The sequence below is a fragment of the Chondromyces crocatus genome, from assembly GCF_001189295.1.
Lineage (GTDB): Bacteria > Myxococcota_A > Polyangia > Polyangiales > Polyangiaceae > Chondromyces > Chondromyces crocatus.
The window spans coordinates 4,009,834-4,034,474 of the sequence record NZ_CP012159.1; the positions used below are offsets into that span (position 1 = coordinate 4,009,834).

Annotated in this window: 20 protein-coding genes; 8 read left to right on the top strand and 12 right to left on the bottom strand. The window is 66.8% G+C overall.

Annotated elements, in window-relative coordinates; genetic code table 11:
* Nucleotides 1-79: 79 nt before the first annotated feature.
* Nucleotides 80-754, bottom strand: a complete 675-nt coding sequence (locus CMC5_RS14885) for a peroxiredoxin (protein ID WP_063796281.1) — start codon at nucleotides 752-754, stop codon at nucleotides 80-82.
* Between the two features lie 163 nt (nucleotides 755-917).
* Here CMC5_RS14885 and deoC point away from each other — a divergent pair, with 163 nt between their 5' ends.
* From deoC to CMC5_RS14900, 3 genes are read left to right on the top strand one after another with little or no spacing between them, the layout of a single operon-like run.
* Entirely contained in the window at nucleotides 918-1,895 is a 978-nt protein-coding gene (deoC, locus tag CMC5_RS14890) for a deoxyribose-phosphate aldolase (RefSeq protein WP_050431056.1), read from the top strand.
* Between the two features lie 3 nt (nucleotides 1,896-1,898).
* The gene (locus CMC5_RS14895; RefSeq protein WP_082362501.1) at nucleotides 1,899-3,500 is read left to right on the top strand and encodes an aldehyde dehydrogenase family protein; all 1,602 of its coding nucleotides are present in this window, start codon (nucleotides 1,899-1,901) and stop codon (nucleotides 3,498-3,500) included.
* Nucleotides 3,500-4,501 (top strand): aldehyde dehydrogenase family protein, encoded by a 1,002-nt coding sequence (locus CMC5_RS14900; protein ID WP_245678443.1) that lies wholly within the window; start codon nucleotides 3,500-3,502, stop codon nucleotides 4,499-4,501. Before CMC5_RS14895 ends, CMC5_RS14900 begins: the two co-directional genes overlap by 1 nt.
* A gap of 115 nt (nucleotides 4,502-4,616) precedes the next feature.
* Here CMC5_RS14900 and fmt read toward each other — a convergent pair whose 3' ends face one another.
* On the bottom strand, nucleotides 4,617-5,564 hold the full coding sequence (gene fmt / locus CMC5_RS14905) for a methionyl-tRNA formyltransferase (protein ID WP_050431057.1): 948 nt from the start codon (nucleotides 5,562-5,564) through the stop codon (nucleotides 4,617-4,619).
* A gap of 82 nt (nucleotides 5,565-5,646) precedes the next feature.
* Nucleotides 5,647-6,483: a formylglycine-generating enzyme family protein gene (locus tag CMC5_RS14910; RefSeq protein WP_082362502.1), complete on the bottom strand. Its 837-nt coding sequence runs from the start codon at nucleotides 6,481-6,483 to the stop codon at nucleotides 5,647-5,649.
* 415 nt (nucleotides 6,484-6,898) lie between these two features.
* On the opposite strand from CMC5_RS14910, the gene lon reads away from it, so the two are divergent.
* Complete coding sequence (lon, locus tag CMC5_RS14915; protein WP_050431058.1) at nucleotides 6,899-9,349, top strand: endopeptidase La; 2,451 nt, start codon at nucleotides 6,899-6,901, stop codon at nucleotides 9,347-9,349.
* Nucleotides 9,350-9,534: 185 nt separating this feature from the next.
* Entirely contained in the window at nucleotides 9,535-10,767 is a 1,233-nt protein-coding gene (locus CMC5_RS48495; protein ID WP_156338603.1) for an FHA domain-containing protein, read from the top strand.
* 258 nt (nucleotides 10,768-11,025) lie between these two features.
* Here CMC5_RS48495 and CMC5_RS14925 read toward each other — a convergent pair whose 3' ends face one another.
* The gene (locus tag CMC5_RS14925) at nucleotides 11,026-12,138 is read right to left on the bottom strand and encodes a hypothetical protein (RefSeq protein WP_156338604.1); all 1,113 of its coding nucleotides are present in this window, start codon (nucleotides 12,136-12,138) and stop codon (nucleotides 11,026-11,028) included.
* 77 nt (nucleotides 12,139-12,215) lie between these two features.
* On the bottom strand, nucleotides 12,216-12,800 hold the full coding sequence (locus tag CMC5_RS14930) for a hypothetical protein (protein WP_245678444.1): 585 nt from the start codon (nucleotides 12,798-12,800) through the stop codon (nucleotides 12,216-12,218).
* A gap of 362 nt (nucleotides 12,801-13,162) precedes the next feature.
* On the opposite strand from CMC5_RS14930, the gene CMC5_RS14935 reads away from it, so the two are divergent.
* Nucleotides 13,163-13,834, top strand: coding sequence for a hypothetical protein (locus tag CMC5_RS14935; protein ID WP_050431061.1), 672 nt, complete (start codon nucleotides 13,163-13,165; stop codon nucleotides 13,832-13,834).
* A gap of 356 nt (nucleotides 13,835-14,190) precedes the next feature.
* Here CMC5_RS14935 and tssG read toward each other — a convergent pair whose 3' ends face one another.
* From tssG to CMC5_RS14960, 5 genes are all read right to left on the bottom strand, one after another.
* On the bottom strand, nucleotides 14,191-15,282 hold the full coding sequence (gene tssG / locus CMC5_RS14940) for a type VI secretion system baseplate subunit TssG (RefSeq protein ID WP_050431062.1): 1,092 nt from the start codon (nucleotides 15,280-15,282) through the stop codon (nucleotides 14,191-14,193).
* Nucleotides 15,246-17,015 (bottom strand): type VI secretion system baseplate subunit TssF, encoded by a 1,770-nt coding sequence (gene tssF / locus CMC5_RS14945; RefSeq protein WP_050431063.1) that lies wholly within the window; start codon nucleotides 17,013-17,015, stop codon nucleotides 15,246-15,248. Before tssF ends, tssG begins: the two co-directional genes overlap by 37 nt.
* Before the next feature lie 32 nt (nucleotides 17,016-17,047).
* The gene (gene tssE / locus CMC5_RS14950) at nucleotides 17,048-17,467 is read right to left on the bottom strand and encodes a type VI secretion system baseplate subunit TssE (protein WP_050431064.1); all 420 of its coding nucleotides are present in this window, start codon (nucleotides 17,465-17,467) and stop codon (nucleotides 17,048-17,050) included.
* Nucleotides 17,468-17,525: 58 nt separating this feature from the next.
* Nucleotides 17,526-18,011: a type VI secretion system tube protein TssD gene (tssD, locus tag CMC5_RS14955; protein ID WP_050431065.1), complete on the bottom strand. Its 486-nt coding sequence runs from the start codon at nucleotides 18,009-18,011 to the stop codon at nucleotides 17,526-17,528.
* Nucleotides 18,012-18,164: 153 nt separating this feature from the next.
* Nucleotides 18,165-18,665: an Hcp family type VI secretion system effector gene (locus tag CMC5_RS14960; RefSeq protein ID WP_050431066.1), complete on the bottom strand. Its 501-nt coding sequence runs from the start codon at nucleotides 18,663-18,665 to the stop codon at nucleotides 18,165-18,167.
* A 443-nt stretch (nucleotides 18,666-19,108) separates the two neighbouring features.
* Here CMC5_RS14960 and CMC5_RS14965 point away from each other — a divergent pair, with 443 nt between their 5' ends.
* On the top strand, nucleotides 19,109-20,029 hold the full coding sequence (locus tag CMC5_RS14965) for a hypothetical protein (protein WP_050435907.1): 921 nt from the start codon (nucleotides 19,109-19,111) through the stop codon (nucleotides 20,027-20,029).
* Nucleotides 20,030-20,425: 396 nt separating this feature from the next.
* On the opposite strand, the gene CMC5_RS14970 is transcribed toward CMC5_RS14965, so the two are convergent.
* Both CMC5_RS14970 and CMC5_RS14975 read right to left on the bottom strand, forming a co-directional pair.
* On the bottom strand, nucleotides 20,426-21,121 hold the full coding sequence (locus CMC5_RS14970; protein WP_050431067.1) for a hypothetical protein: 696 nt from the start codon (nucleotides 21,119-21,121) through the stop codon (nucleotides 20,426-20,428).
* An 87-nt stretch (nucleotides 21,122-21,208) separates the two neighbouring features.
* A complete protein-coding gene (locus CMC5_RS14975) occupies nucleotides 21,209-22,513 on the bottom strand; it encodes a type VI secretion system-associated FHA domain protein (RefSeq protein ID WP_050431068.1) in 1,305 nt (434 codons plus the stop codon).
* Nucleotides 22,514-22,740: 227 nt separating this feature from the next.
* Here CMC5_RS14975 and CMC5_RS14980 point away from each other — a divergent pair, with 227 nt between their 5' ends.
* A complete protein-coding gene (locus tag CMC5_RS14980; RefSeq protein WP_156338605.1) occupies nucleotides 22,741-24,594 on the top strand; it encodes a lytic transglycosylase domain-containing protein in 1,854 nt (617 codons plus the stop codon).
* The last annotated feature ends 47 nt before the right edge of the window (nucleotides 24,595-24,641 follow it).

Genomic DNA, 24,641 nt, shown 5'->3' on the forward strand with positions numbered 1-24,641 from the left:
CCTGGAGTGGCGCGTGAGGCGTTATGTGGCGTGGATCAGTGAGCGAGGCGCGGCGTTGTGGTGAACGGGGCGCGAGGCGTCACTTGGCGGGCGGGGGTGCGGCGGGCGCGGGCGGAGCTGGGGCGGCGCCTTCGGCCGGAGGGGCAGCGGGCGCAGCGCCAGGGGCGGCGTCGCCGCTCGACGGAGGTGCTGCTGCGCCGGTGAGGGCTGCGGCGTCCTTCAGCACCTCGTTCGCGTGAACGCCGGGATCCACTTGCGGGTAGACCTTGGCCACCTTGCCGTCGGGATCGATGAGGAAGGTCACGCGCGAGGCGGTGCCGAGGTTGGTCGGGACGCCGAAGGCGCGGATCCAGGTCTCGTCGGTGTCGGAGAGGATCGAGAACGGGAGCTTGTTCTCGCGCGCGAACGCTTCGTGCGATTCGCGGCTGTCCGTCGACACGCCGAAGACGACGACGTTCGAGGACTTGTACTTATCCCAGACGTCGCGGAAGGCGCAGGCCTCCTCGGTGCAGCCCGGTGTGCCGTCCTTCGGATAGAAGTAGACCACCACAGCGCGTCCGCGTTGATCCGACAGACGCTGCAGCGCGCCATTCTGATCGGGCGCGAAGAGGTCGGGAGCCGCTGAGCCGACGGGCAAAAGCCCCTCGCCTCCGTCGGGACGAAGCTGGGCAGAGCTGCACCCGGACGCAGCGACGAGCGCTGGAATGGAGGTGGTGAGAAGCAGAGCCAGGGGGAGCCAGAGCCGTCGAGCCATCGGCGTGCCACATTAGCACAGAGAACCTGGGATTTTGTGGAGCCACCTTGTGCTCTGGAGGTCCTCCGGGCGGGAGGGAGCCGTCCAGGTCGGGTCCGTCGTGTCCAGACCGATGGGTTTCCGGTTGCGGGGTACCATCTGCTACCGTGCCGCCTGGAGAGCGATGGCGGCATACGGTAAGGGCAATGGTCATGGCGCGGAGCCCCTCCCCCTGGGGGTTCAGGGCGCCTGGGCGACGGGCAGGGCGGCGAAATACCCGGATTTCTCGGCGCCCAGCGTCGACCGCGTCATGGTCGAGGAGCGCGCGGCGGGCCTGGGCAAGCGGAGCCTGAAGAAGGAGGCGAAGGTCGCCGGGCTCAAGCTGGCCGTGTCCATGATGGATCTCACCACCCTGGAGGGGAAGGACTCTTCCGGGAAGGTGCTGCAGCTTTGCCAGAAGGCGATGCACCCGCACGAGCGGGCGGATGTGCCTTCCTGTGCGGCCGTGTGTGTCTACCCGAAGCTGGTGCCGACGGCGAAGAAGGCGCTCGAAGGGTCGGGGGTGAAGGTGGCGAGCGTGGCCACCGCGTTCCCGAGCGGGCTGTCGCCGCTGCCGGTGAAGATCGCGGACGTGCGTGAGGCGGTGGCGCTGGGCGCGGACGAGATCGACATGGTCATCGATCGGGGCGCGATGCTCTCGGGCGAGTACGAGGCGGTGTTCGACGAGATCGCGGCGGTGAAGGAGGCGTGTGGCCCGGCGCATCTCAAGGTGATCCTGGAGACCGGCGAGCTGGGGACCTACGACCGGGTGCGCAAGGCGAGCCAGATCGCGATGCTCGCGGGGGCGGACTTCATCAAGACGTCGACCGGGAAGGTGACGCCTGCGGCGACGCCGGCGGTGACGCTGGTGATGCTCGAGGCGATCCGGGACTTCTACTACGCGACGGGGAAGATCATCGGGATGAAGCCGGCTGGAGGGATCCGGACGGCGAAGCAGGCGCTCCACTACCTGGTGCTCGTCAAGGAGACGCTCGGGGACGGCTGGCTCACCCCGGATCTGTTCCGGTTCGGCGCGTCGACCTTGCTCAACGACGTGCTGATGCAGCTCGAGAAGGAGCGGACGGGCGCGTACCAGGGCGGCGATTACTTCAGCAAGGACTGAGTCATGAGCGATGAGAGCAGCACGGCGCGGGCCGCCGAGGCGGGCGACGCGGGACAGCGTCCTCCGGCGAAGGCGAGCAAGGGGAGCGAAGGTGAAGCGGAGCGAGGTGCAGGGGTGAGCGTCCAGGGTGGGAAGGCCGCCGCGGCGAAGGCGGCGCTCGCGTTCGGTGAGGCGTGGAATTACGCGCCGTCGATCGAGGCGCGGGATCACTTCACGCTGCAGCCTCGGTACGAGCTGTTCATCGGTGGGCGCTGGGAGCAGCCGTCGTCGGGGCGCTACTTCGACACGGTGAGCCCCTCGACGGAGGAGAAGCTCGCAGAGGTCGCCGAGGCAGACGAGAAGGACGTCGACCGGGCGGTGCAAGCGGCGCGGGTGGGCTACGAGCGCTACTGGTCGAAGCTGCGTCCGCTGGATCGCGGCAAGTACATCTACCGCATCGCGCGGATCCTCCAGGAGAAGGCGCGCGAGCTGGCCGTCGTGGAGACGCTCGACGGTGGGAAGCCGATCAAGGAGTCGCGCGACGTGGATCTGCCGCTCGCGGCGGCGCACTTCTTCTACTACGCGGGCTGGGCGGACAAGCTCGCGCACGCATTCCCGGGGCGGAACCCGCGGCCACTCGGTGTGGCGGGGCAGGTGATCCCGTGGAACTTCCCGCTGCTCATGGCGGCGTGGAAGCTGGCGCCGGCGCTGGCGGCGGGGAATACGTGCGTGCTGAAGCCGGCGGAGACGACGCCGCTCACGGCGTTGCTGCTGGCGAAGATCATCGAGGAGGCCGACCTGCCGCCCGGTGTGGTGAACGTGGTGACGGGCGCCGGGGCGACGGGTGCAGCGGTCGTGCAGCACGCGGGCGTGGACAAGGTGGCGTTCACCGGGTCGACGGAGGTGGGCAAGCGCATCCAGCGTTCGCTCGCGGGCACCGGAAAGAAGCTGACGCTGGAGCTGGGCGGCAAGGCGGCGAACATCGTGTTCGAAGATGCGCCGCTCGATCAGGCGATCGAGGGGATCATCGGTGCGATCTTCTTCAACCAGGGGCACGTGTGCTGTGCCGGGTCGCGGCTGCTCGTGGAGGAGAGCATCCACGACGTGCTGGTGCGGAAGCTGAAGGATCGGATGGCGACGATGCGGGTGGGGGATCCGCTCGACAAGAACACGGATGTGGGGGCGATCAACTCGCGCGCGCAGCTCGAGCGCATCCAGGAGATGGTGGCCTCCGGGGAGCGAGAAGGGGCGACGCGGTACTCATTGAGCTGTGCGCTGCCCAGCCGTGGGTACTGGTTCGCGCCGACGTTCTTCACGGGCGTGTCGCAGTCGCACCGCATCGCGCGCGAGGAGATCTTCGGGCCGGTGCTGTCGATCATGACCTTCCGGACGCCGGACGAGGCGGTCGAGAAGGCGAACAACACGATGTACGGGCTGTCGGCAGGGGTGTGGACCGACAAGGGGTCGAAGAGCTTCTGGGTGGCGCAGCGGCTGCGCGCGGGCGTGGTCTGGGCGAACACGTTCAACAAGTTCGATCCGAGCTCGCCGTTCGGTGGATACAAGGAGAGCGGCTTCGGCCGTGAGGGTGGGCGGCAAGGGCTGCTCGCTTACCTCGAGGTGGACTGATGGCGCGCGGGAGCAAGCAGGACGCAGGACGAGCGGCAGTCGGCGCGGTCGAGGCCGCAGCGGTGGCCGGTGAAGGGTCGAGCGCAGCAGGAGACGAGGGCGTCGCGGGAGATGTTCGCGTCAGCGTTCGCGTCGGGGTGCGCAAGGCCTACAAGATGTACGTGGGAGGCGCGTTCGTGCGCTCCGAGTCGGGTCGTTGCACCCAGGTGCCAGAGCATGCGGGCATGACGGGCGAGAACCGAGAGAATGTGCCACGCGCGTCGCGCAAGGACGGGCGCGACGCGGTGAAGAGCGCCCACGCGGCGTGGTCGGGCTGGTCGGCGCGGACGGCGTTCAACCGCGGGCAGATCCTGTACCGGCTCGCGGAGATGCTCGATGCGCGGCAGTCGGAGCTTTCGAGTTCGCTGGAGCGCAGCGGGCTGTCCGCGCAGATGGCGCGGCGCGAGGTGGAGGCGACGGTGGATCGCGCCATCGCTTACGCTGGGTGGACGGACAAGTACCAGAGCCTCTTCGCAAGCTTGAACCCGGTTGCGGGGCCGCACTTCGACTTCACGGTGCCGGAGTCGGTTGGGGTGGTGGTGATCGCGGCGCCGGCGCGGCCCGCGCTGCTCGGGCTGGCGGGTGCAATCTTGCCGGTGATCGCGGCAGGGAACACGTGCATCGTGCTGGCGAGCGAGCAGGATCCGCGAACGGCGATCGTGTTCGCGGAGGCGCTGGCGACGAGCGACCTGCCAGGAGGGGTGGTGAACATCCTCACGGGGCGCGTCGCGGAGGTGCTGCCGCATCTCGCGCGTCACCAGGAGGTGGCGGCGCTGGATCTGCATGGCCTCGATGCGGCGCTGCGGAAGAGCGTCGAGGAGGACGCGGCGGGGAGCGTGAAGCGCGTGCATGCGCGGGCGATCGCCGAGGAGAGCTGGTTCGATGCGGTGGCGACCGAGTCGCCGCGGTGGATCGAGCGCTTCGTGGAGCTGAAGACGATCTGGCATCCGGCCGGGCAGTAGGCCGGGTCTTCGGTGGAGGCGGCTTCCTGCCTGAGGGGAACGAAGCCGCCGCGACGCTGATGCGGGGCAGTGGGGTCGGGCCGCAGGACTCGTTGCATCGTGTCCGGCGAGGGCTTCAGCCTCCGAGGCGCTGCCCCTGTCGGAGGGCACGGCCGGTGACCAGCTCGGGGGCGGTGAGTGGCTTCCGTCCTTCGAGCTGCGCGCGCAGGATGGCGATCTCGCCGATGCCGCAGGCGACGCGGATCCCGGTGCGATCGGCGGTGAGCACCGTGCCCGGGGTTCGTTGGTCGTCGGTTCCCGAGGGGGTCTGCTCGGTGGGGACGCGGCTCGAGAGCACCTTGAGGAGCTTGCCTTCGGCGGTGGTGAAGGCGCCTGGCCACGAGGTCATGCCGCGGATGTGGTCGTGGACTTCGCGGGCGGGCTTGTCCCAGGGGATCCTGCCGTCCTCTTTCTTGAGGATCGGGGCCATCGTGGCGGCGGCATGATCTTGCGGGGTGAGGTCGAGTTCTCCACGCACGGCGCGCGGGAGGTCGTCGCACACGACGTCCGCGGCGAGGGCTGCGAGCCGCACGGCGAGTTCGTCGGCGGTCTCGTCCTCACCGAGGGGGGTGCGGCGGATGGTGTAGACTGCGCCGGTGTCCATGCCTTCGTCCATCTGCATGAGCGAGATACCCGTCTCGCGCTGACCGTGGACCACCGCCCAGGTGATGGGGGCCGCGCCTCGGTAGTCGGGGAGGATCGAGGCGTGCAGGTTCATGCAGCCGCGCCGAGGGGCTTCGAGCACGGCGGGGGGGAGGATGCGCCCGTAAGCGATGACGAGTCCGACGTCCGCCTGGAGGTCGCGGAGGGTGCTGGCGAACTCCGGCGTGCGGACCTTGGAGGGCTGCATGATGTTCAAGCCGAGCTCCTGGGCACGTCGCTTGACCGGTGGGGCCTTGGTCTCGAGGCCTCGTCCCGCGGGGCGGTCCGGCTGGCAGACGACGCCCACGACGTCCGCGATCTGCGTCAGCGCATCGAGGGAGGGGACGGCGATCTCGGGGGTTCCGAAGAAGATGGCGCGCACGGCCCGGCTTGTAGCAGACCTGGCGGCGTGGGGCGCGGTCGAGGCGGGCCCTCGTGGCTGCGTGCTTCGACCCGTCAGGGCTTCAAAGAGGCTTGCTCGATGTGCCCGCGGCGTTGCGGGGTGACGGCTTCGCCACGGACGCAGGCGTCACGTCCTCCACGGGCTTCGGGTCGGCGCAGCAGCGGAAGCCGGTCTCGTAGAAGGCGAACTTGGTCTCGTGGGCGTCGTTCGTTCCGCGGCAGCCCGTCCAGGGTTTCGACCAGAAGCCGCCCATCAAGGCGCCGCTCCACTTCCGCCCCTTGCGTGTGGCCACCCACTCCTCGACGTTGCCGATGAGGTCGTAGACGCCGTAGGACGAGACGCAGCCGTGATGGCTGCCGCTCAGCGCTCCTTGCCAGAGGCGCGCGAGTTCGTCTTTGGCTTCTTCGCCGCCAGCCGCGAGCCGCTTCGCGTCGAACTGGCGCCAGCCCTTGCCGCTGTTGCAGACGTGGCGATCGGCGGTCCAGCCGTAGACCCAGGGGCGTCGCTCTGGGCCTTCGCACGCGAGCTCCCACTCCTGCTCGCTGCAGACACGCTTGCCCCGGGCGCCGCACCAGTCTTCGGCGTCGTGGAACGACTTCATGACCAGGGGGCGGGCGCCTCGGCGGTTGGGTGCCTCGAACTGATCCATGCAGACGGCGATGTCCGTCAGGGCGCCTTCTTCGGCGGTGAGCCCCTCCCAGTAGGCGAAGCAGTGGGTATCCCGGGCGGATGGCCGAGGGTCCACGCAGAGGTGCTGGACTTCGTCGGCGTGGACGCCCTCCACGAGGCGCATGTCGTCCGGACACGCGGGGCTCGGGCCAGGATCGAGCGAGGGGGTCGCGGGGATGGTGATCAGGGCAATGGAAAGGGCGCCGAGGAGGAGGAGCGGATCGAGCATGCGGGGGTCCAGCGAGCACCACGGGCGGTGAGGAGGAGACGCAGGGGGCTCCAGGCGCACCGTCCGGCGGGGAAAGTCGTATCCTACCCCGGCTCATCCCGAGGAGGTTCCATGGTGAAGGATGCAGCGGGCGGCCAGAGGGGGTAGCTCGTGCAGGGGAGTGGGGGGCGGATTCATGTTCGTCCCGCCATGTCTTCCGCCATGGATGCCGGGTTCTGCGGGGGGCGGGCCCGAAAAAATCGCACGCCCTGTGGCATGCAGGATGCGTCATGTCTATGGTGAGTCACCGCGGGATCCCGGTGCTGTCCGGCTGGGTAGGGCAGGGGTCGCTCCTCGGAGCAGCCTTGCCTCGCATCCCACCCGGAGTGCGCGCCGGACCCTTCGCGCCGGTCAGGTGTCCACGAGGAGATCACCAATGTCCGAGAAGAAAAACCAACCGCCGCGCTCCGAGGAGGAGGTCACCTTCGGCGATGAGCTGCCGGTCCTGCCCATCCGGAACGCAGTCCTGTTTCCGGGGGCCGTCGCTCCCTTCGACGTGGGTCGAGAGAAGTCGGTCGCACTCGTCGAGGATGTCGACAATCTGCCTGGGCCCATCATCGCGATCTTCGCCCAGCGTGATCCGTCGACCGACGATCCGGGCGCAGAGGACCTCTATCCCGTGGGCTGCGCTGCGCGCGTGCTCAAGGCGCTGAAGCACAGCTCTGGCAACTACTCGCTGATCCTTCAGGGGCTCACGCGCATCCGGCTGGACAGCGTCCTCGCCACGGCGCCGTACCTGCGGGCGAAGATCCGTCGGATCGACGAGCCCACGACGGAGGACGTGGAGGCCGAGGCGCTGGCGATGAGCCTGCGTGACATCGCGAAGCAGGTCATCCAGCTCATGCCGGAGCTGCCGCGCGAGGCGGGGTCGCTCATCGACTCGATCCAGGCTCCCGGTGCGCTCGCCGATCTCGTGGCGGCGAACCTGGACGCGCCGGTCGAGGAGAAGGCGCAGCTCATCGAGACGATCGACGTGAAGGAGCGCATCCGGAAGGTGCTCCGGCTGCTGACGCGGCAGCTCGAGATCCTGAAGATGCGTGAGCGCATCAACTCCCAGATCAAGGAGGAGATGGGCAAGAACCAGCGCGAGTACGTCCTGCGGCAGCAGCTGAAGGCGATCAAGGAAGAGCTGGGCGAGGACGACGGCGATCAGGGTGATCTCGACGGGCTCGAGGATCGCATCGCGAAGGCGAACCTGCCGACCGAGGCCGAGACGGTTGCGAAGAAGCAGCTGAAGCGGCTCCGGACGATGCAGGTCGGCTCGGCCGAGTACACGGTGGTGCGCACCTACCTCGACTGGATCCTGGACATCCCGTGGACGCAGTCGACGCAGGACAACCTGGACATCTCCAGCGTGCGCAAGGTGCTCGACGAGGATCACTACGGCCTGGAGAAGGTCAAGAAGCGCATCCTCGAGTACCTCGCGGTGCGCAAGCTGAAGCAGGACAAGAAGGGACCGATCCTCTGCCTGCTCGGGCCCCCCGGCGTCGGCAAGACGTCGCTCGGGCGCAGCATCGCACGCGCGCTGGGGCGAAAGTTCCACCGTGTGTCGCTCGGTGGTGTGCACGACGAGGCGGCCATCCGCGGTCACCGGCGGACGTACGTCGGCGCGCTGCCTGGTCAGATCATCCAGGGGATGAAGAAGTCGGGGATGATCAACCCGGTCTTCATGATGGATGAGGTCGACAAGATCGGACACGACTTCCGGGGCGATCCCTCCGCGGCGCTGCTGGAGGTGCTCGATCCGGAGCAGAACAACACGTTCGCGGATCACTACCTGGAGATCCCGTACGACCTGTCGAACGTGATGTTCGTCGCGACGGCGAACGTGGCCGATCCGATCCCGCCTCCGCTCCGCGACCGCATGGAGATCCTGGAGATCCCCGGCTACACGCGGCGCGAGAAGCTGGCGATCGCGCGGCAGCACCTGCTCCCGAAGCAGCTCTCCGAGCACGGTCTGACGCCCGAGCAGCTCGAGGTGACGGATCGCGCGCTGGAGGAGATCATCGATCACTACACGCGGGAGGCCGGTGTGCGTTCGCTGGAGCGGCAGATCGCGTCGGTCATTCGCGGGGTGGCGGTGAAGGTCGCCGAGGGCGATACGCAGAAGCGTCGCGTCGACAACGAGGACGATCTGCACGAGTTCCTCGGGCCCGCGAAGTACACGAGTGAGGTGGCGGAGCGCACGGCCGAGAGCGGTGTCGCGACGGGCCTGGCGTGGACGAGCGTGGGTGGTGAGATCCTCTTCATCGAGGCCACGCGGATGTACGGGACCGGGAAGCTGCAGCTCACCGGTCAGCTCGGCGATGTGATGAAGGAGTCCGCTCAGGCGGCGCTCTCCTTCGTGCGCAGCAACGCTTCTCGCTACGGGATCCCGAAGGACTTCCTGGAGAAGAGCGACCTGCACATTCACATCCCGGCAGGCGCGATGCCCAAGGATGGGCCGAGCGCCGGCGTGACCATCTTCACGGCGCTGGTCTCTCTGCTCACGGGCGTGACGGTGCGGCCGGACGTGGCGATGACGGGTGAGATCACGCTGCGTGGTCGGGTGCTCCCGATCGGTGGCCTCAAGGAGAAGGTGCTCGCGGCCCATCGCGCGGGGATCAAGCGGATCGTGGTGCCCGAGCGGAACCGCGCCGATCTCGAGGAGGTGCCGAAGGAGGTCGTCGACGAGCTGCAGTTCTTCTTCGTCAGCCGGATGGAGCAGGTCCTCGAGGCCGCTCTGGAGCGGGTGCCGGAGCCGTCTCCCGCCACGGAAGAGGCGAAGGACGGCGAGAAGAAGGACGCAGAGAAGGCCGCCGAGAAGAGCCCGATGGCGAGCAACTGACGTCACCCGTCGAGGTGTGACATGCGAGGCGAGATGGGTGTGAGCCCTCTCGCCTCGCGCATTTTGTAGGTCGTGTCGCTGGGTTGGGCGTTTCGAGAGGCGGCCTGGGCTCTTGTGAATGAGGGGTGTGCCCCGCTAGCCTCGCTTCTGCGATGGCGATGCGCCCGTGCCCCAATTGCGCGTGGATGCTCAAGGATACGGACAGCGCATGCTCGATGTGCGGCGCTGCGGTCCCGGGAGCAGCTGCACCACCTCCGGCACCGACCGGAGGCGCCTATGCGCCACCAGGACCTCCCGGGTTTGCTTCGGGCGGCGCTGCGCCTCCGCCACCCGTGGCGTTCGGTGGTGGGATGCCTCCGCCGATGCAGTCGGGGTTCGGGTCGGGGGGCGGTGGTGGCTATCCGCCGCCCGCTGCCATGGGAGGTTACGGCGGAGCTCCGGCAGGGGGTGGAGGGGGGGCGGGCGCGTTCTCGGCTGCTGCTGGGCAAGAGCCGTTCGCCGTGTCGCCGTGGGCGCGCGAGTCGCCTGCGGTGGCGCCGCAGATGACGCCAGCACCCGGGGCGGCGCTCGGTGCGCCCACGGCAGCTGGGACGCCGCCGATGGCTGCGCCCGTGACGGGGCTCGCCGGGAATCCGATGGTGCAGGCGGCGCCTGCGCCCGGGGCGCCGAGCATGGGGGCGCCGCAAGCGCCGATGTTCGGGGCGCCGCCGCCCGTGGGCGCTCCTGGCGGGGGGCTGGCTCCGCCACCCATGGTGACGGGTGGTGTGGTGGGTGGGCCCAACGTGAGGCCGCCGCCGATGGGAGGGCTGGCTTCGCCGCCTGCGATGGCGCCGGGTGGTGGGATGGGTCCGCCGGGGATGGTGGGTCCGCCTGGGATGGTGGCGCCGCCCGGGATGGTGGGTCCACCTGGGATGGTGGCGCCGCCTGGGATGGCATCGCCTGGCGGTGGGATGGGTCCGCCGGGAATGGTGGGGCCACCGGGGATGGTTGGGCCGCCCGGGATGGTTGGGCCGCCCGGGATGGTGGCGCCACCCGGGATGCTTCCTGGAGGGGCGCCGCCGATGGCGGGCAACCCTGCGGTCGGTGGCGCGCGGGTGCTCGTGGGGTTCCTGGTGACGTTCCAGAACGATCCGGGGGGGAGCTTCTGGGCGGTGCACAGCGGTCGCACACAGATGGGTCGCGCCGCGGCGGATGGTGGGCCCGACATCGCGCTGCCCGATGCGAGCGCGTCGTCGCGGCACGCGTCGATCCACGCGGATCCGGCGACGGGTCAGGCGTTCATCGAGGATGATGGATCGCGGAACGGGACGTTTCTGAACGAGCAGCGTCTGACGCAAGGAGACCGGCGGCAGATCCGTGACAACGATCGACTGCGGCTGGGGAGCACGACGTTCGTGGTGAAGCTGCTCGTGTCCTGAGCGGGGAGCGCGTTCGCCGAGGGGTGGGGGGCGAGATGGGCTCGGCGGTGGGAGAGCGAGCGCTGGGTGTCGGTGCGCGTGGGGGGCGATATGTCGGTGAGCTCGGTCCCTGCGCAATGGCGTAGAGGAGCGCGCTCCGCGACGGAGCGTCGAAGGAGTGCGGAGCTCGGGTGAGCTTGTTTCGAGGAGGGGCCTTGAGAAAGGCGTCGAAGCTAGCGAGCAGGTGACGAAGCGGGGGCGGGTGGTGAGGTGCCTTGGCTAGTTGCTTCCACCCGCACCACCGGCACCGCCGCCACCAGCGTCACCACCGGCGCCCGAGGCGGGGGGGTTCGGATCGGTGCAGCGGAGGAAGCCGGAGGCCGGATCCGTCACGCAGGTCGCAGGGGCGAGGCAGTCCGAGTCATCTGCGCAGATCTGTCCTGATTCGCAGCGCGGGCACTCGCGCCGGATCTCGCGGCCGCCAGAAGACGCTGGGCTCTCACCAGTTCGAGGGCCGCCGCAATCGACGTCGGTCTCGAAGAAGTTCTTGAGGCCGTCGGCGCAGGGGTTCTGGAAGGGGATCGCGCAGTTGAAATACTGGATGACGGTCGGCTCGGCGCCTTCGAGATCCCCTTCATAGGGAGGGTAGGTGAGGCGCAACCGGATCCAGCCGTCGAAGGGGGCGGTGTCCGTCTCCCAGGGAGCCGCGGTGGCGCCGGCATACGAGTCGATCTCGGCGCGCGGCAGGAGCCGCTCGTAGCCGTCGCACTTGGCAGACTCGAGGCGGTTGAAGCGGAACGCTTCGCCCGAGGGGCACGTGGTGGTGTAGATGGCCCGGCCCTCCTGCTGAACGATGGAGAACGCGCCACCCGTCACTGCCTCGGGATCACGTCCGACGCCGCTGACGCTCCCGGCGCCATCGAGGGCGTCCTGGCAGACGGGCGGAATGTCGGTCGGATCCTCGGTGCAGGGGCGGAAGTCGATCGAGAACGTGTACGGGCTGGTGACGACGATGGAGGAGCAAGGCTCGCTGCGCGCATCGAGGCGGGTGACCTGGAGCGTCGTCAGAGGGAACTGCTCGAACGCGGGCGTCGTGTCGAACTGCACCTGGCCTGCGACCTGTCCGCTGACCGGATCTTGAAGGACGCAGGTGTCGAGGGTGCTGCGCTGGACGAACCTGCCGACGGGGCCGCTGTTCTTGACGTCGGCCGCAGAGGCCTCGTCGAAGACCGCGCCACAGCGGGTGCGCACGTCGTCGAACAGGTTGCGGTAGCAGTTCTGGGGATCTCTCAGCCAGCCGCAGATGTCATTGAGCTCCTCGCTCGAACCGCAGCCCGGAACGAACACGGCGGCAGTCGCGAGGGCGAGCGGGAGGGAAACTACGGCAAGCAACAGCGGACGACGTCGCATGGCGCGAGTCTACGCAAAGTCGTCCCTTGGTGGCCACAATCCGGGTGCTGGAGAGCAGCTCAGAACTGGAGGTACGGTCCGGGGACGACGTAGGTGTCGTCGTTGCCGGCGTAGGTGAACACGCCCCAGCAGACCAGCTTGTACTTGATGGCGAAAGCGAGGGCTTCGTCGAGGTCGGTCTTGGGCGCGAGCACCGCCAGGTTCGAGCGGCGTATGCCCCACCAGCCAGGGCCGTGCAGGAGGAGGGCGTCGTGCAGGTCCCGAGAGGCGGCCTCGGAGTTGTCGAGCACGGCCAGGCGCAGTCGGACGAAGCGTCGGCCGCTGTCCTTGCTCTTCTCGGAGGCGGGGAAGTCGAACCAGTAAAGGTTACCGCGGGCCTTCTTGGGCTGGACGCTGGCGCCGATGCTCTCCAGAAAACGGGCGAGGTCGTCCGGCGCGAGCGGCTGGGTCATCGCGTGGGTCTCGATGCCCTGGCAGACCTCGGGCTTGATCTTGAAGCGATTGAGGCCGACCGAGGGGGAGGCCTCGCCCTCGGGTGTCAGGAGGTGCTGATCGACCTCGCCCACCGGGAGGTTGTCGGGATAGTCGACGCCTGCGTCGATGCCGCTGCAGCCGGCGGAGGCCAGGGCCAGTGGGAGCGCCACCGCCAGCGCCGCTATGGACAGCGAGCGATGTGTATGAAATGACACATTGCTGGCGGTCTGCGAGGGAGAGGCCAGAGGATGGCTGGAGCTGGGCATCGGGTTCATCGGGTTGGCTGTCGCGGGGGTTGGCAAAGGAGCGCGCTCCAGTCTGCCGGTGCCGCCGGGGAGAAGATACGCTCTTGCGGCGGCCAAGGGATCATCCAACGTGGCGCAGCCGTGGGCAAACTCCTCGGCGCCGTGGCGTGGGGGTCTGGGGCGCAGCGGGCTTCGGGGTCCCCAGGACGGGGGCTCGCGTTCGTCACGATGTGCCCGGGCTGCTGCGAACATTTGGCTAGGCTAGCCCCACTGACCTATTGTCACCGATGATGAAGCTCTCCGGCACGCCGATGCTCAAGCGTTGCGTCGCAAGCCTACCCCGCGCGGCGTCCTTCGCGCTTGCCCTCGCGGCGATCAACGGCTGCGGTGGGGCCCCCTCAGCGCCCAAGCAGGATGAGGTCTTTTACCTGCATGGCGCCGGGATCATTGACCGCAATTTCAGCTACGAGGTGTACTTCCCGCCGCTCGATCGCGCAGCGTCGGAGCGCACGCCGCGGATGGTCGGTGTCGGTGTCCTCGAAGGGGATGTCCGGCTCTCACGACCGATCGACTGGTACGTGCGGTCTGCGGATTACACCCCGCAGGGGCGGTACATTTCGTATCAATCACCCCGGCAATTCCTCTTCTCGATCTTCGAGAGGATCGACGATCCGGAAGACCCCTGGCCGGATCTGCTCCGACGCTACGAGAAGGACCTGACGGAGCAAGGGGCGCAGATCATCTCGGGTCGCACGCCCATCTCGACGGCCAATGCGCAGGGGCGTAGCTACTTCGTCAGGACGAAGGTGGCTGCGAAGCCCCCGTACGAGGCGTTTGCGCACGAGATCCTGGTGCGCAGCGCTCACCGCATCCTGCTCGTGCAGGTGGTGCATCAGCCGAACATCGACGCGAGCGTCGACGAGATGATGGCGGCGCTCGGCAGCATGATCGTGTACTGACGCGCGGGCCGGGATGCGGCTGCGCGTCGCGGCTCATCGGACGGGCTTGTTTGCCGTCACGAAGAGCACCTCTCGCGTACTCCCGCCAGCGGAGCGCGGAGCGCCTCTCACGAACTCTCGTCACCGGATCGTAGAGACGTCTCGCGCGTTCGCGTGATGCGGGCTTCTGCGCGAGGCCGCGTGTTTTCGTCCTGGCGGTCTGCCGGGGCATCTCGGCTGGCTCGCGCGCTGGTCGAACTTGCGTTTCTGGTCGGGTCGTTTCGTCTCTGCGGCGCGCTCCGAGCGTGGACGAGAGCGTTCTGCGGTGGCGGGGAATTGCGGACGTCGTCCCAGCTGGAGAGCGAGGACCGCTCTGCTCACATCGGCGGAGGCTCGCCGAGATCTTCGTCCTCGTCTTCTTCTCCCTCGGTGCGGTGCATCTGCTTGCCTTCGAGGGGGACGCTGATCTTGAACTGCTGGCCCACCGAGCCACCCAGCCAGGTGGTCCGCTTCAGCGTCGAGGCACGCTGAGAGCCGAGCTGGTAGCGCGGGGCGTCTTCCGTCTTCACGTGGATCTCGAGCATGACGTCGTGGATGCCGGGCGTGAACGTGTCGATGATGCCGCGCAAGAGCGGCTGGCGGCTCCCCCCAGGGAGGAGCGAGAGATAGTCGTCGTAGCCGACCGGTCCGATGATGACGTTGAAGCGGCCCGAGCCGTCGTACACGTAGCGGCCGATGGTGAGGCTCTGACCGAGCTGGTGGTTCTGAACGCCGAGCTTGTTTCGGTTCGGCTTCTCGATGAGTGTCCACTGGCCGACGAACTGCTCGATCTGGATGCCCATGTCTCCGAAGAGATCCGTGAGCACGACCTCGAGGCCGCGCGCCGAGCGCGACTTGGAGGCGAGGATCGAGGCGTACCGGAGGAAGAGGAAGCGATCGATGGGGGTCTGGCTCTGACGGAAGCCGTCGACGCCGACCGAGCAGAACATCCTGCTGGAGAAGGCGTCCGCGCCGCCCTGACGGTAGGTCACGGGGAGGCGGTACTTGGCCCAAGAGCGATAGAAGAGCGCGACGAGCCGGTGATGCAGGACGTCGAGGAGGTCGCGCACGGGCTGCGGGCCACCCTGGTAGTCCCCGAGAGCGATGTCCTCTGCGAAGTAGGTGGGGAGAGGCGAGACGACGCCGTAGAGGCCGAGGAACGTCACGCTGATGCGCGCGCGCTCGATGCCGTCGCCGTACTTCACGAGATCCAGATCGGAGACGTCGCTGGACGCGAACGTGAGCGATGGATCGCCGCGGAGCCGGATGCGCTCGGCGTGCGCAGGCCCTTCGCGGCCGACCGGGGGGGCCGACGGGAAGAGGCGCTCGAGGAGGTAGATGAGACGGAAGAACGAAGACCGCTTCGCTTCCGCTCTGAGCCGCTCGAACGTGCTCAGATCAAAGTCAGACTTCCGCTCTTCGGCTCCCATCGATACACCACACGCGTGTTGGTTCCGGTCACCGTGAGCTGCGTGAACGAGTTGAGCGACACGTAGGAGGCGAGCATCTCGTTGATGATGCTCGCGAACAGGTACATGTCACCTTCGCCGACGAAGCCGCCCTCCTCGAGCTCGAGTTCTGCTGCGATGCCTCGGACTGGTGCGCCGCGGTAGAGGCGATCCGTCGGGCGCACGCGGATCGACTTCATGGCGGCGAGCCGGAGCTGATTGGCGCGAGCCGCCTGACGGTCCACGACAGCCTGGAAGTTGTAGAGGTCGACGGTCGCTCGCAACACCTCGAGCTCGGCGATCGAGCGGTAGCTCATGGCCATGTGGGCGAGCACGCGCCACTGCATCTCGCGGCCGACAGGTGGGGGGAGGGGAGAGGTGACGCCCGTGAGGTTGGTGAAGGTGGCCACGGCGGGTGAGGTCGCGGTCGGTACGCGCAAGTCGCCCAGCTTGAGCTGCGCTGGGAGGCGGCGGTTCGTGCTCGTCGCCTCGATGCTGATGACGTCGAACTCCGGCAGCGTTCCAGCGTCCTGCGGCGAACCGAACGACATGTAGATGTCGACACCATCGCCAACGGCAGCCGGCCGGAGGTGCGTCTGGTAGAAGACCGCGCGCGACGCCGCGTCTTGATCGAGCTCGTGCTGGAAATCGAAGAAGGAGGGGATCTCGACGCGCTGGCTCGTGCGGCGCGCGATGCCGACGACCTTGTCGACGCTGTAGATCTCGAACGCCTGCGGTGTCGAGCCAGCCGGTCGGCAGAGGTACTCGTGCTTGGTGGGCTCCGGCTTGATGGGATCACTGGTGTGGTCGAAGAGGTTGACCACGGGTGAGCAGAAGAGGCGGAGGTTGTCTTTGGCGACGCGCGTGCCGGGAGGCAACCCGTCCCTGAACTGGAGGAGGATCGCGAAGCGATCGGTCACACGATCGGGCGGGAGCGCTTCGAGGCCGGTGACATCGAAGAACGCGAACTTCTGCGGGAGCGTGAAGTACTCCTGGAGGAGCCGGAAGCCTGGATAGACGGTCTTGGGGTAGGGGATGAGCGCCTGCTGCTCGGCGAATCCGACCATCTGGATCGCCTTCGCCGGGAGGGTGGCCACGGTGGTATCGCGGCCGCTGCCGTCCACGGAAGCGAGCGCGACGCTCTCGACGTGGGCTGCGATCCAGAGCCGGAGATCATCCTGGAGCCGTCGCTCGCCGTGCAGATAGAAGCGGACGGAGCTGAGTGCGAGCGCGGGCAAAGCCACACCGCCCGTCACCTTCAGCTCGATGCGCAGCGTCTGCGCGAGCTGGGCTCCCGTATCGACACGTACGTCTTCCACGGCGAGCGGCAGCAGCTCCACGTCTTGCGTGGTTCTGAAGCGGCACGAGACGCTATCAACGGGGACCGAGCCCACTTCGGCACCGCGCGCGACGACGAGTCGTTCGCGGACGACGTTGGGCAGTGGGGTGAACTCCACGATGGACGTGGCGGGGAGCTGCCGCAGGTAGTGGGGGAAGAGCAGCGCCGCAACCGAGTGAATGACCTCCGGAAGCTCGTCATCCAGCTTCTGCCGGATTTTGCCGGTCAGAAAGGCGACACCTTCGAGGAGGCGCTCGACGTCCGGATCGCCACCTCGCTCGGCCAGCATGGGGGCGATGCCCGGATATGCAGCAGCGAACTCGCGGCCGATCTCGCGGAGATAGGTCAGCTCATCCTGGTAGTACTTGTTAAACATCCGCTTGAGCCTGGGCCAGTTGCGCTGGTCACTTACGCCATCTTGACGTTGCCACTGTGATCCACCGAGGCTCCGAACCGAAGCTGCTGGCGCCGGCCATCGGGGAACTGAATCTGCGCGGTGATCTCGAACTCGAGCACCATGGCTTGCGCTGCGTCGTTTCTGAGCTGACGCACCTGCACGTTCTTCAAGCGCGGTTCGTACTGCTGAAGGCTGTTCTTGATCGAACGTTGCAGCAGACCGATCGCATCCGGAAACTCGTGCAGGACCTCGGAGACCTCCATGAGGCCGTAGTCCGGGCACGTGAGAGAACTCCCCTGGCGGGTGTTCAGCATGTTCTTGAGATGCGAGATGATCGCAGTCTCCAGATCCTGATCACGCCAGGTGTGTCGTTCGTTCGAGTGTGGATCCGCAGCGTGCACGATGCGGGTGAGGAGCGAGGCACCGGCCACCGAAGGAGCTTACTCTCTCCCTGAAACGAGCGGAAGGCGAACGACCACGAGACGCATTTCAGCGTGGCATCGCCCAGTCATCGGCAGCGGAGATGTTCCCTTCGAGCCACGTCCAGGAGATCTTCTCGTACGTGAAGGCGATCTCTTCACGGGCCGGGAGTCGGGCCGTGTGAGGGTTCTTCGAGTTCGGCATCCGGTAGTCGATGCTGCTGATGTTGGCGTTCGTCAGGGAGACGGCGAAATGGGGCCGTTCGACGCCAGTCCTGTCGGGCGTGTAGAACTGAAGATCGACGCTCGATAGGTTTTCGTTATTACAGAGAACTGAATAGAGGAGGGGGCTGGAGCGATCGACTTCCTTCGTGATGACGAAGGGCATGTGCATCCGCTTGCCCATCGGACGACCGCTCGCGGGATCACGCGGTCCCACCACCATGTGGTGAGCAGCAATCACCGCGATCGTCCCCTCACGCCCCTTCTGCGTCACGGAGCCAAGGATCTGGCCTTGCCGCGATGCGTTGAGCTTGAGGTAGGCATTCAGGGCCATGTGTGAGCCCTAGTGTACAGCATGCGGACCATTTCGGCTGCAAGCCGTCGACAGCCAACGACATTTGCAGACCATGGAAAAACAACGGGCGGCCCGAGAGCCGCCCATCGTCGCATTCGATGACCTGCCGCTCGAGGCGGCAGCGTCATGAAATCACACCGGCGCGCGCCAGTCGTCGGCAGCCATGATGCCGCCGTCCTTCCAGGTCCACTCGATCTTCTCGTACGTGAAGGCAACCTCCTCGTACTCGGCGAACTTCATGAGCTCCGGGTGCTTGTTGTTGGGCATCCGGAAGTTGATCGAGGCGATGTTCGCGTTGGTGAGGCGAATGCTGTAGTGCTGGACCTCGGAGCCGGCGCCACGGGCGGCCGTGATCTGGGGCGTCCAGAAGTCGATCGTGAGATCGATGATGTTCTCGTTGTTGGTGAGCACGTTCAGGAGGAGCGGCGACGACTTGTCGAGCTCCTTGGTGATCACCAGCGGCTTGTGCATGCGCTTCCCGCTGGGGAGGCCGCTGGCCGCGTCACGGGGGCTCACGATCTCGTGGCTGACCGCGATCACCATGATCGAGTCCTCACGCCCCTTCTGGATGACGGAGCCCTTGATCTCGCCCTGGGTCTGGCCCTTCAGTCGGAGGTACGCATTAAGTGCCATTGTCGTGTGCCCCTTCCCTACTTCGACTCTTCGCCTGGACTCAGTCTACGCCCTATGCGCGCTGGCAGACGCTTCGTCCTTTCGGGACTATGGAACTACGGCAGTTGATGCTGCCGGCCTTTGGATGCTTCCAAAAGGCGAACAAGACTTCTCGCAAATCTCTGTAGGCGTCAAGGCTTTCCTCCACCTCCCTTCCTTGTCGGATATGTCGATGTTCAGGGGTCTCGACGAATGGGGGGCGGGTGGCCCGAAGCGAGCTGCAATGGCGCTCGACCTGCGTCGTGGTGTTCGGAGATTCGCCGGAACGAGAGCCTCCTTCGTCCGCTGATCTGCTGGGCGTCGAGCATCGCGGATGGGGATCTCTCTCAACGGGTGGGTCCCTCGAGCCAAGTCTCACTCTCACGAGTTGGCCCTTCGTGCTCGGGCCGTGGTACGAAGGAGACGTGAGTCTCTCTCGCTTCGGCGTGGTTTCTGCGACCTGTGCGCTCATGTTCTCGCTCGCGGGATGTGGTTCCTATCCTGATCAGCCGCAAGGTCAGGCGAGGACGCGAAAGCAGAGCCCGATCCCCGTCTGCACGACGCCACTCGAGCCCGTACAGCGGAGCGCCAGCGGTCGATCGATCGTGCGCACCCTCGATCCCGAGCAGTGGATGGGTGTCGTCTCCCCGGGGTACTCGGAGGATCGCGGGGTGGGGCCGACCGATACCGACTGCACTGGTCATTACCTGTTTGCGAACGAGATGTTGCGGGGTGGAATCTCCGCGTCGGGGTGGCCACGGCGCGTGGACCCGGATGAGCTCGAGATCTCGGCCGGACCCGATGGGTTGCGGGTGCTCTGGCTGCGCACCCTCAAGTTCGAGAACGGCGACGAAGGCGGGCCTCTCGCACTCGTTCGCGCCGTGGACGATCGCGCCGAGGTCTACGGGATCGGTAGTCTTCGAGCGCCGCCGAAGGGGACGAGAATCACGCCCATGCGCCTCGGAAGTGACAATCTCGTGGTGGTCGAGGCGAAGCAATGCCCAGATCCCGATGATTGCAGGCAGCGCGCCCACTTCTATCTCGCGCGCCGCGGTCGTCTGTTCGAGTCGGCGCAGGTCGATCTGGAGCGGACGGCCGTGCTGCCGTCGCTCACCGAGCGCGGGTTGTACGCGAGGTACTCGTTGCGTACCGACGTGACGTACAAGCCGACAGGCATTCAGCTTCTCGAGCAGATTCAGGTGCGGATCATCAAGTACGAGGAAGGCAATCGAGACAGCGATCGCGAACTCCGCAAGGTGGAGTTCCAGCGATTCCTGCGCGTTGAACGCGACACGCTGTTCTCGTCGAACGATCCGCTCTGGGAGCGTGTGGTCGGGCAAGACTGAAGCGCTGCAGTAGAGGAGGGGGGCGGTCTCCTCGACGGGCAAGTTCGGGCGACGCTCCGACCGAGAATCTCTACGGGTGAGCGCTTCGTCTTCTTAAGCGTCGATCCTTATCCGTGCGCTCCTCCGTGAGCGCACGGCCGGCATCAGCTCCGCTGGCGTGGCTTCAGCGGCGCGTTGCTCGGGCATGGGTCTGCTGGTGAGTTCTGCTGGGGAACGAGAGACGGCGTCCGAGCAAGAGAGTCAGCTCGCGAGCGCGAGCCACCGTCTCCGGTCACGCGAGGTGTTCGAAGGAGGTGAGCGAGTCTGAAGCGGAAGTTGGCGACTGTCGTCGTCGAGGGAGCGTCGCCGTGAGGCTGGGCGCGGTCGATGCGCGATGCCGTCGACCGCGATGACCTGTCACCAGCAGAAGACGGCGTTCCCGTATCCGCAGTTGGGTCGCTGGAGCGCTGCATACGCCAAGCCGACGCCAAGGCCAACGAAGAAGCCTGGCAGTGCACCTGCCGTGATCTGCAACCCGTCCTCGTACGGGCGAGAGTCCCCAGGACCGACGGCTCGTCCCACCGTGGTGAAGACCGAAGCCGTCAGGGGGACGGCGACGTTGCCAATGAAGGCACCCACGTTGAAGCGGCTACCGGAGTAACGGAAGGTGTCCATCAGGAAGATGCCCAGCCCCGTTCCCGTGGCGCCCCACGATGCAAAAGCGTGGGTGGAGGGGCCACCGAAGGTCTCGCAACCGGAGTTGGACACGCTGGCGATGGTTTGATCGACCGTGCATCCCGGTCGCACGCCCTCTGCAGCGTTTTTGATCGGGACCTCGACCAGAACGGTCGCCATCGCCATGGTGAGGGCAGGGGCGAGCATCGAGACATGCCAACGTCCCTTCCATCCGACCGTCGCCTCGGGGTCGCTGTAGTAGACCCGCGGCATCAGGAACACGGAGGATGTTCCAATCACCATGGCGATATCAGAGACCGTGCCCCAGTTCGAGTCTCGCTGGACCGATGGCACTTGCGCGGCCGCTTCGCGGGGAGCGAGGAGGCATGCGGTCACGGCCAGACAACTCGCTGCAACAACTTTGTCGCGGATTCGCATTCGAGAAGCCTCGCGTTCGGCTGCGCCGCCCGTTGGGCGGGGGGGGCGCGAGCGGGTCACTGGCGCCTGCTCCTTGACCTCGGGGCGCTAGCGCTTGACCGGATTCACATTGATCGAGAAGCGGCTCAGGTTCTTGCCTGCCGCCTCGCCGGACGACGAGTAGTCCTCGCCGGCTGTGGCAGCGTACGCGCGAGAGAACTGGGGGCCAAATATTATCAGGAAGGTCTCTTTATCCTCGCCCGAGTAGTCGCCATGTCGGAGCTCGTACAGCTTCCACAGTTCCTCGTAGCGGGTGGAGAACAGCCCACCCTTCTTGCCTCTTCGCTCGAGTTCGTCCTCGATTGCCTTGGGCGACAGCTTGACCAGAAGGGACTTGACCCCCTCCATGACGCCGTTGAGGAGGGCGACCTGGTGGCTCATCACGTCGACGAAGATGTCGTACAGGTGACGGGCCGCGTCCTGTCCCCCCGCCGGTGAGAGCAAGAGCGCACCGAGCTCTTTCGCATCCTTGGCCGTCGCGACCCGGTCTTCCTGAGACGCTCGCTCCCTGGCCAGCACCTCGGCTTCGAACTCCTGGTAGCCATCACGAAGGCTCACGAAGCACTTCATGAAGACTTCCATCGTGTCGCGGAGCCTGCGCGCGAAGGTGAGGATTCCGGCGACATCGTCCGGGACCTTGGTCCCTGGGGCGAGGCTCCGGGCCAGCTCTGCCAACGCCACGAGGGCCGCGTCCGCCGGGCGGAGCTCCCCGTGAGCGTGCGAGTCGACGCCATAATACTGAGAGATCTTCTGAAAATCGGGCTCGATGGTGACGTTCTGGTGCTCCTGGCACAGACGACGGAGATAGTTCTGCCTGACCTCGGGGGGCAAACGGGCCAGGTGGTCGTAGATGACCCGGTACACCGCACCCCAGGAGGCGCGGTAGGCCTCGATGTAAGGAACGAGCTGACGCACGTAAGCGTCCTCGGCGCCTGGCGCGACCTGCTTGGAGCGCTGGGCCATCAAGGCGGAGAGGCCAGCGCTCTCGACGTTGTAGTCGAGCACCGTGCCTTCCTTGATCTCTTCCCGCTTCTTGGGCGCTGCCTCCACCATGCTGAGGCGGATCACGATGGGGCCGATCGTGATTTCCGGCGTCTGCGTGATCTCCACTGGCGTATCCCGAGCGAGCCGGTGACCCGCGAAGACCGTGCCGTTGGTGGAGCCCAGATCTCGGACGAAGAGCTGCCGGTCACGAACGTCGATGGCTGCGTGGAACTGGGAGACGTAGGGCCGATCGATGTGCAGATCGTTCAGCTGGTTGCGGCCGATACGGACGGGGAAGCGCTCGAATGTGTAGTCATGTTTGTCATTGGCCTGGGTGTCGATCACCCGGGCCGTGAGCGCCACCGGCATGCCCCGCAGACTAGCAGACACCCTCCTCGTATCGGGAGTGCCTCCGTCCGCACCGGCAAGCGAACACCCAGGTTGTGTGGGTCACGTCATCATGCGGCGCGTCATGCCAGGCCTTCTCGCCCCGGAAAGAGGAGCCTGGTCTCCAGTTCAGTGCGGCGGTGTTCTCGGACGGAGGCTTCGCGTAAAGTTGTCCGACTGTCCTACATAGTGCGACCCTTGGTCACACGATGAGCTTCGTCCACAAGATCCCTCCCATGGTCTCGGCCCTGGCGTTTGGTTACGGGGTTGGGATGGCGGCTCCGGATGCGGCGATCACGCCGGTACGGGCTGCAGTGACAGCATATGAGCACCAAGGGGGCGCTGTCGGAAGTGGAGCAGGGCGGACGGCGGCCACGGTGCGGCGAGCATCAGGGGGGCCGGAGTCCCGTGAGGTCGCGTTCCAGGTCCGAGGGAAGACGAATGACGCTTCGTCGCCGTCGGCGCTGCCGAAGCGTGAGTCGAGAGAGCTCGAGCGGCTTCGGGATGTGGATCCCAGAGGGCGTGACGAGGCGGCGGCGTGCTCGCTCGAGCGCCCGACCCATTCGCAGCCACCTCGATATGCCTCCGCTTCGGATGCCTTCGTCGACGACGTCGAAGATCTCGACACGGCCAGCTCGGAGGCGCTCTCGCGGCTGCAGCTGCCCGACATCTCGCTGACCATGACCCGGCGCACCATCAAGTACGTGCGCTTCTTCACGCGGTCGGAGCGAGGGCGGGGGATGTTCGAGACCTGGCTGAAGCGCAGCGGCCGCTACCAGGACATGGTCCAGCAGACGCTGCGCGAGTGGCGCCTCCCCGAAGATCTGATCTGGCTGGCGATGATCGAGAGCGGCTTCGACGCGCGTGCCCGTTCGCCGGCTGGAGCCGTCGGTCTGTGGCAGTTCATGCCTGCCACGGGCGCCGTGTACGGCCTTCACCAGGATCGGTTCATGGATCTGCGCAAGAACCCGCGTCTGGCGACGCAGGCTGCTGCGCATCACCTGCGTGATCTCCATCAGCGGTTCGGCGACTGGAACCTGGCGCTCGCCGCGTACAACATGGGCTACGAGCAGCTCCTCTCCAAGATCGACCGTTACAATACGGCGGACTTCAACGAGCTCGCCCGGCAAGGGGCTCTGCCGCAGGAGACCGCGGCCTATGTGCCGAAGATCGCTGCGGCTGCGCTCGTCGCGAACAACCTGGAGCGCTTCGGGTTCGACGGCGTGAAGCTGGCCCGTCCCATCGACGCGGCCGAGATGGCGGTCCCGGCGGGGACGCCCCTGCGCACCCTGGCGAAGGCGGCTGGCGCCTCCACGGCGACCCTGCGCACCTTGAACCCCGACCTGCTCCAGGATCGTGTGCCTCCGGGTCGCAGCGACTACCTGATCATGATTCCGGCCGAGTCGCTGGCGCGTGCGCAGGCGTCTCTGCCGGCGCTGCTCGACACGGAGCCTCTGGCGACGAACGACGTCACCGTGCTCGATCCGGTCGATCTCCTCGGAGGTCGTGAGTTCACGCGCCAGCCGCGAGGGGAGGAGAGCCTCCTCTCCCTCTTGCCGAAGCCGAAGCGCCGTTCGCTGCGTGATCCGGTGGAGGCGCTGGTGCAGGACATCCAGGGGGGGAGCGACGATGCCGAGGACCCCTCGCCGAGGCGTCGTTCGCGCGATCGACGCTCCCTGCTGATGTACAAGGTCGGGCCCGGGGATACCCTCCTCGGCGTCGCACGGCAGTTTGCCGTGGATGTCGAGGACCTCGCGCGTGACAATGGTATGGACCCAGACGGGCGGTTGCGCGAGGGCGGGTTGTTGAAGCTGCGCGTACGGCAGGAGCTCGTCGACAAGATGGGGAGCGCTCCGGCACCCGAGGGCGACGGGGCAGCGACCGCCAAGGAAACCACCGCTTCGAAGAGCGAGCGATCGGCGCGTGGGACAGTCCCGGTACGCGCCGATGAGCCCACCCCGTCATCTACGGAGCGGCGCGTCGTACCCGCCGCCTCCTCGAAGGCACGGGAAGAGGCGGGCCGTAAGGATGCGAAGGAGCGCTCCAGGAAGAGCAAGAGCTGATCCTGGAGATTCCAGGTCTCGTCGAACTTTCGAGGGAGGGGACGCGG

Coding starts and splice junctions, on each gene's coding strand:
- CMC5_RS14910 (WP_082362502.1), bottom strand. CDS start 6,483: ATGCTCGATCCGCTCCTCCTCCTCGGCGCCCTTTCCATTGCCCTGATC.
- CMC5_RS14900 (WP_245678443.1), top strand. CDS start 3,500: ATGGCGCGCGGGAGCAAGCAGGACGCAGGACGAGCGGCAGTCGGCGCG.
- CMC5_RS14975 (WP_050431068.1), bottom strand. CDS start 22,513: ATGCCGGTGGCGCTCACGGCCCGGGTGATCGACACCCAGGCCAATGAC.
- CMC5_RS14895 (WP_082362501.1), top strand. CDS start 1,899: ATGAGCGATGAGAGCAGCACGGCGCGGGCCGCCGAGGCGGGCGACGCG.
- tssD (WP_050431065.1), bottom strand. CDS start 18,011: ATGGCCCTGAATGCCTACCTCAAGCTCAACGCATCGCGGCAAGGCCAG.
- CMC5_RS14970 (WP_050431067.1), bottom strand. CDS start 21,121: ATGCGAATCCGCGACAAAGTTGTTGCAGCGAGTTGTCTGGCCGTGACC.
- CMC5_RS14980 (WP_156338605.1), top strand. CDS start 22,741: ATGAGCTTCGTCCACAAGATCCCTCCCATGGTCTCGGCCCTGGCGTTT.
- tssF (WP_050431063.1), bottom strand. CDS start 17,015: ATGTTTAACAAGTACTACCAGGATGAGCTGACCTATCTCCGCGAGATC.
- CMC5_RS14960 (WP_050431066.1), bottom strand. CDS start 18,665: ATGGCACTTAATGCGTACCTCCGACTGAAGGGCCAGACCCAGGGCGAG.
- lon (WP_050431058.1), top strand. CDS start 6,899: ATGTCCGAGAAGAAAAACCAACCGCCGCGCTCCGAGGAGGAGGTCACC.
- deoC (WP_050431056.1), top strand. CDS start 918: ATGGCGGCATACGGTAAGGGCAATGGTCATGGCGCGGAGCCCCTCCCC.
- tssG (WP_050431062.1), bottom strand. CDS start 15,282: ATGGGAGCCGAAGAGCGGAAGTCTGACTTTGATCTGAGCACGTTCGAG.
- CMC5_RS14935 (WP_050431061.1), top strand. CDS start 13,163: ATGATGAAGCTCTCCGGCACGCCGATGCTCAAGCGTTGCGTCGCAAGC.
- CMC5_RS14885 (WP_063796281.1), bottom strand. CDS start 754: ATGGCTCGACGGCTCTGGCTCCCCCTGGCTCTGCTTCTCACCACCTCC.
- CMC5_RS48495 (WP_156338603.1), top strand. CDS start 9,535: ATGCTCAAGGATACGGACAGCGCATGCTCGATGTGCGGCGCTGCGGTC.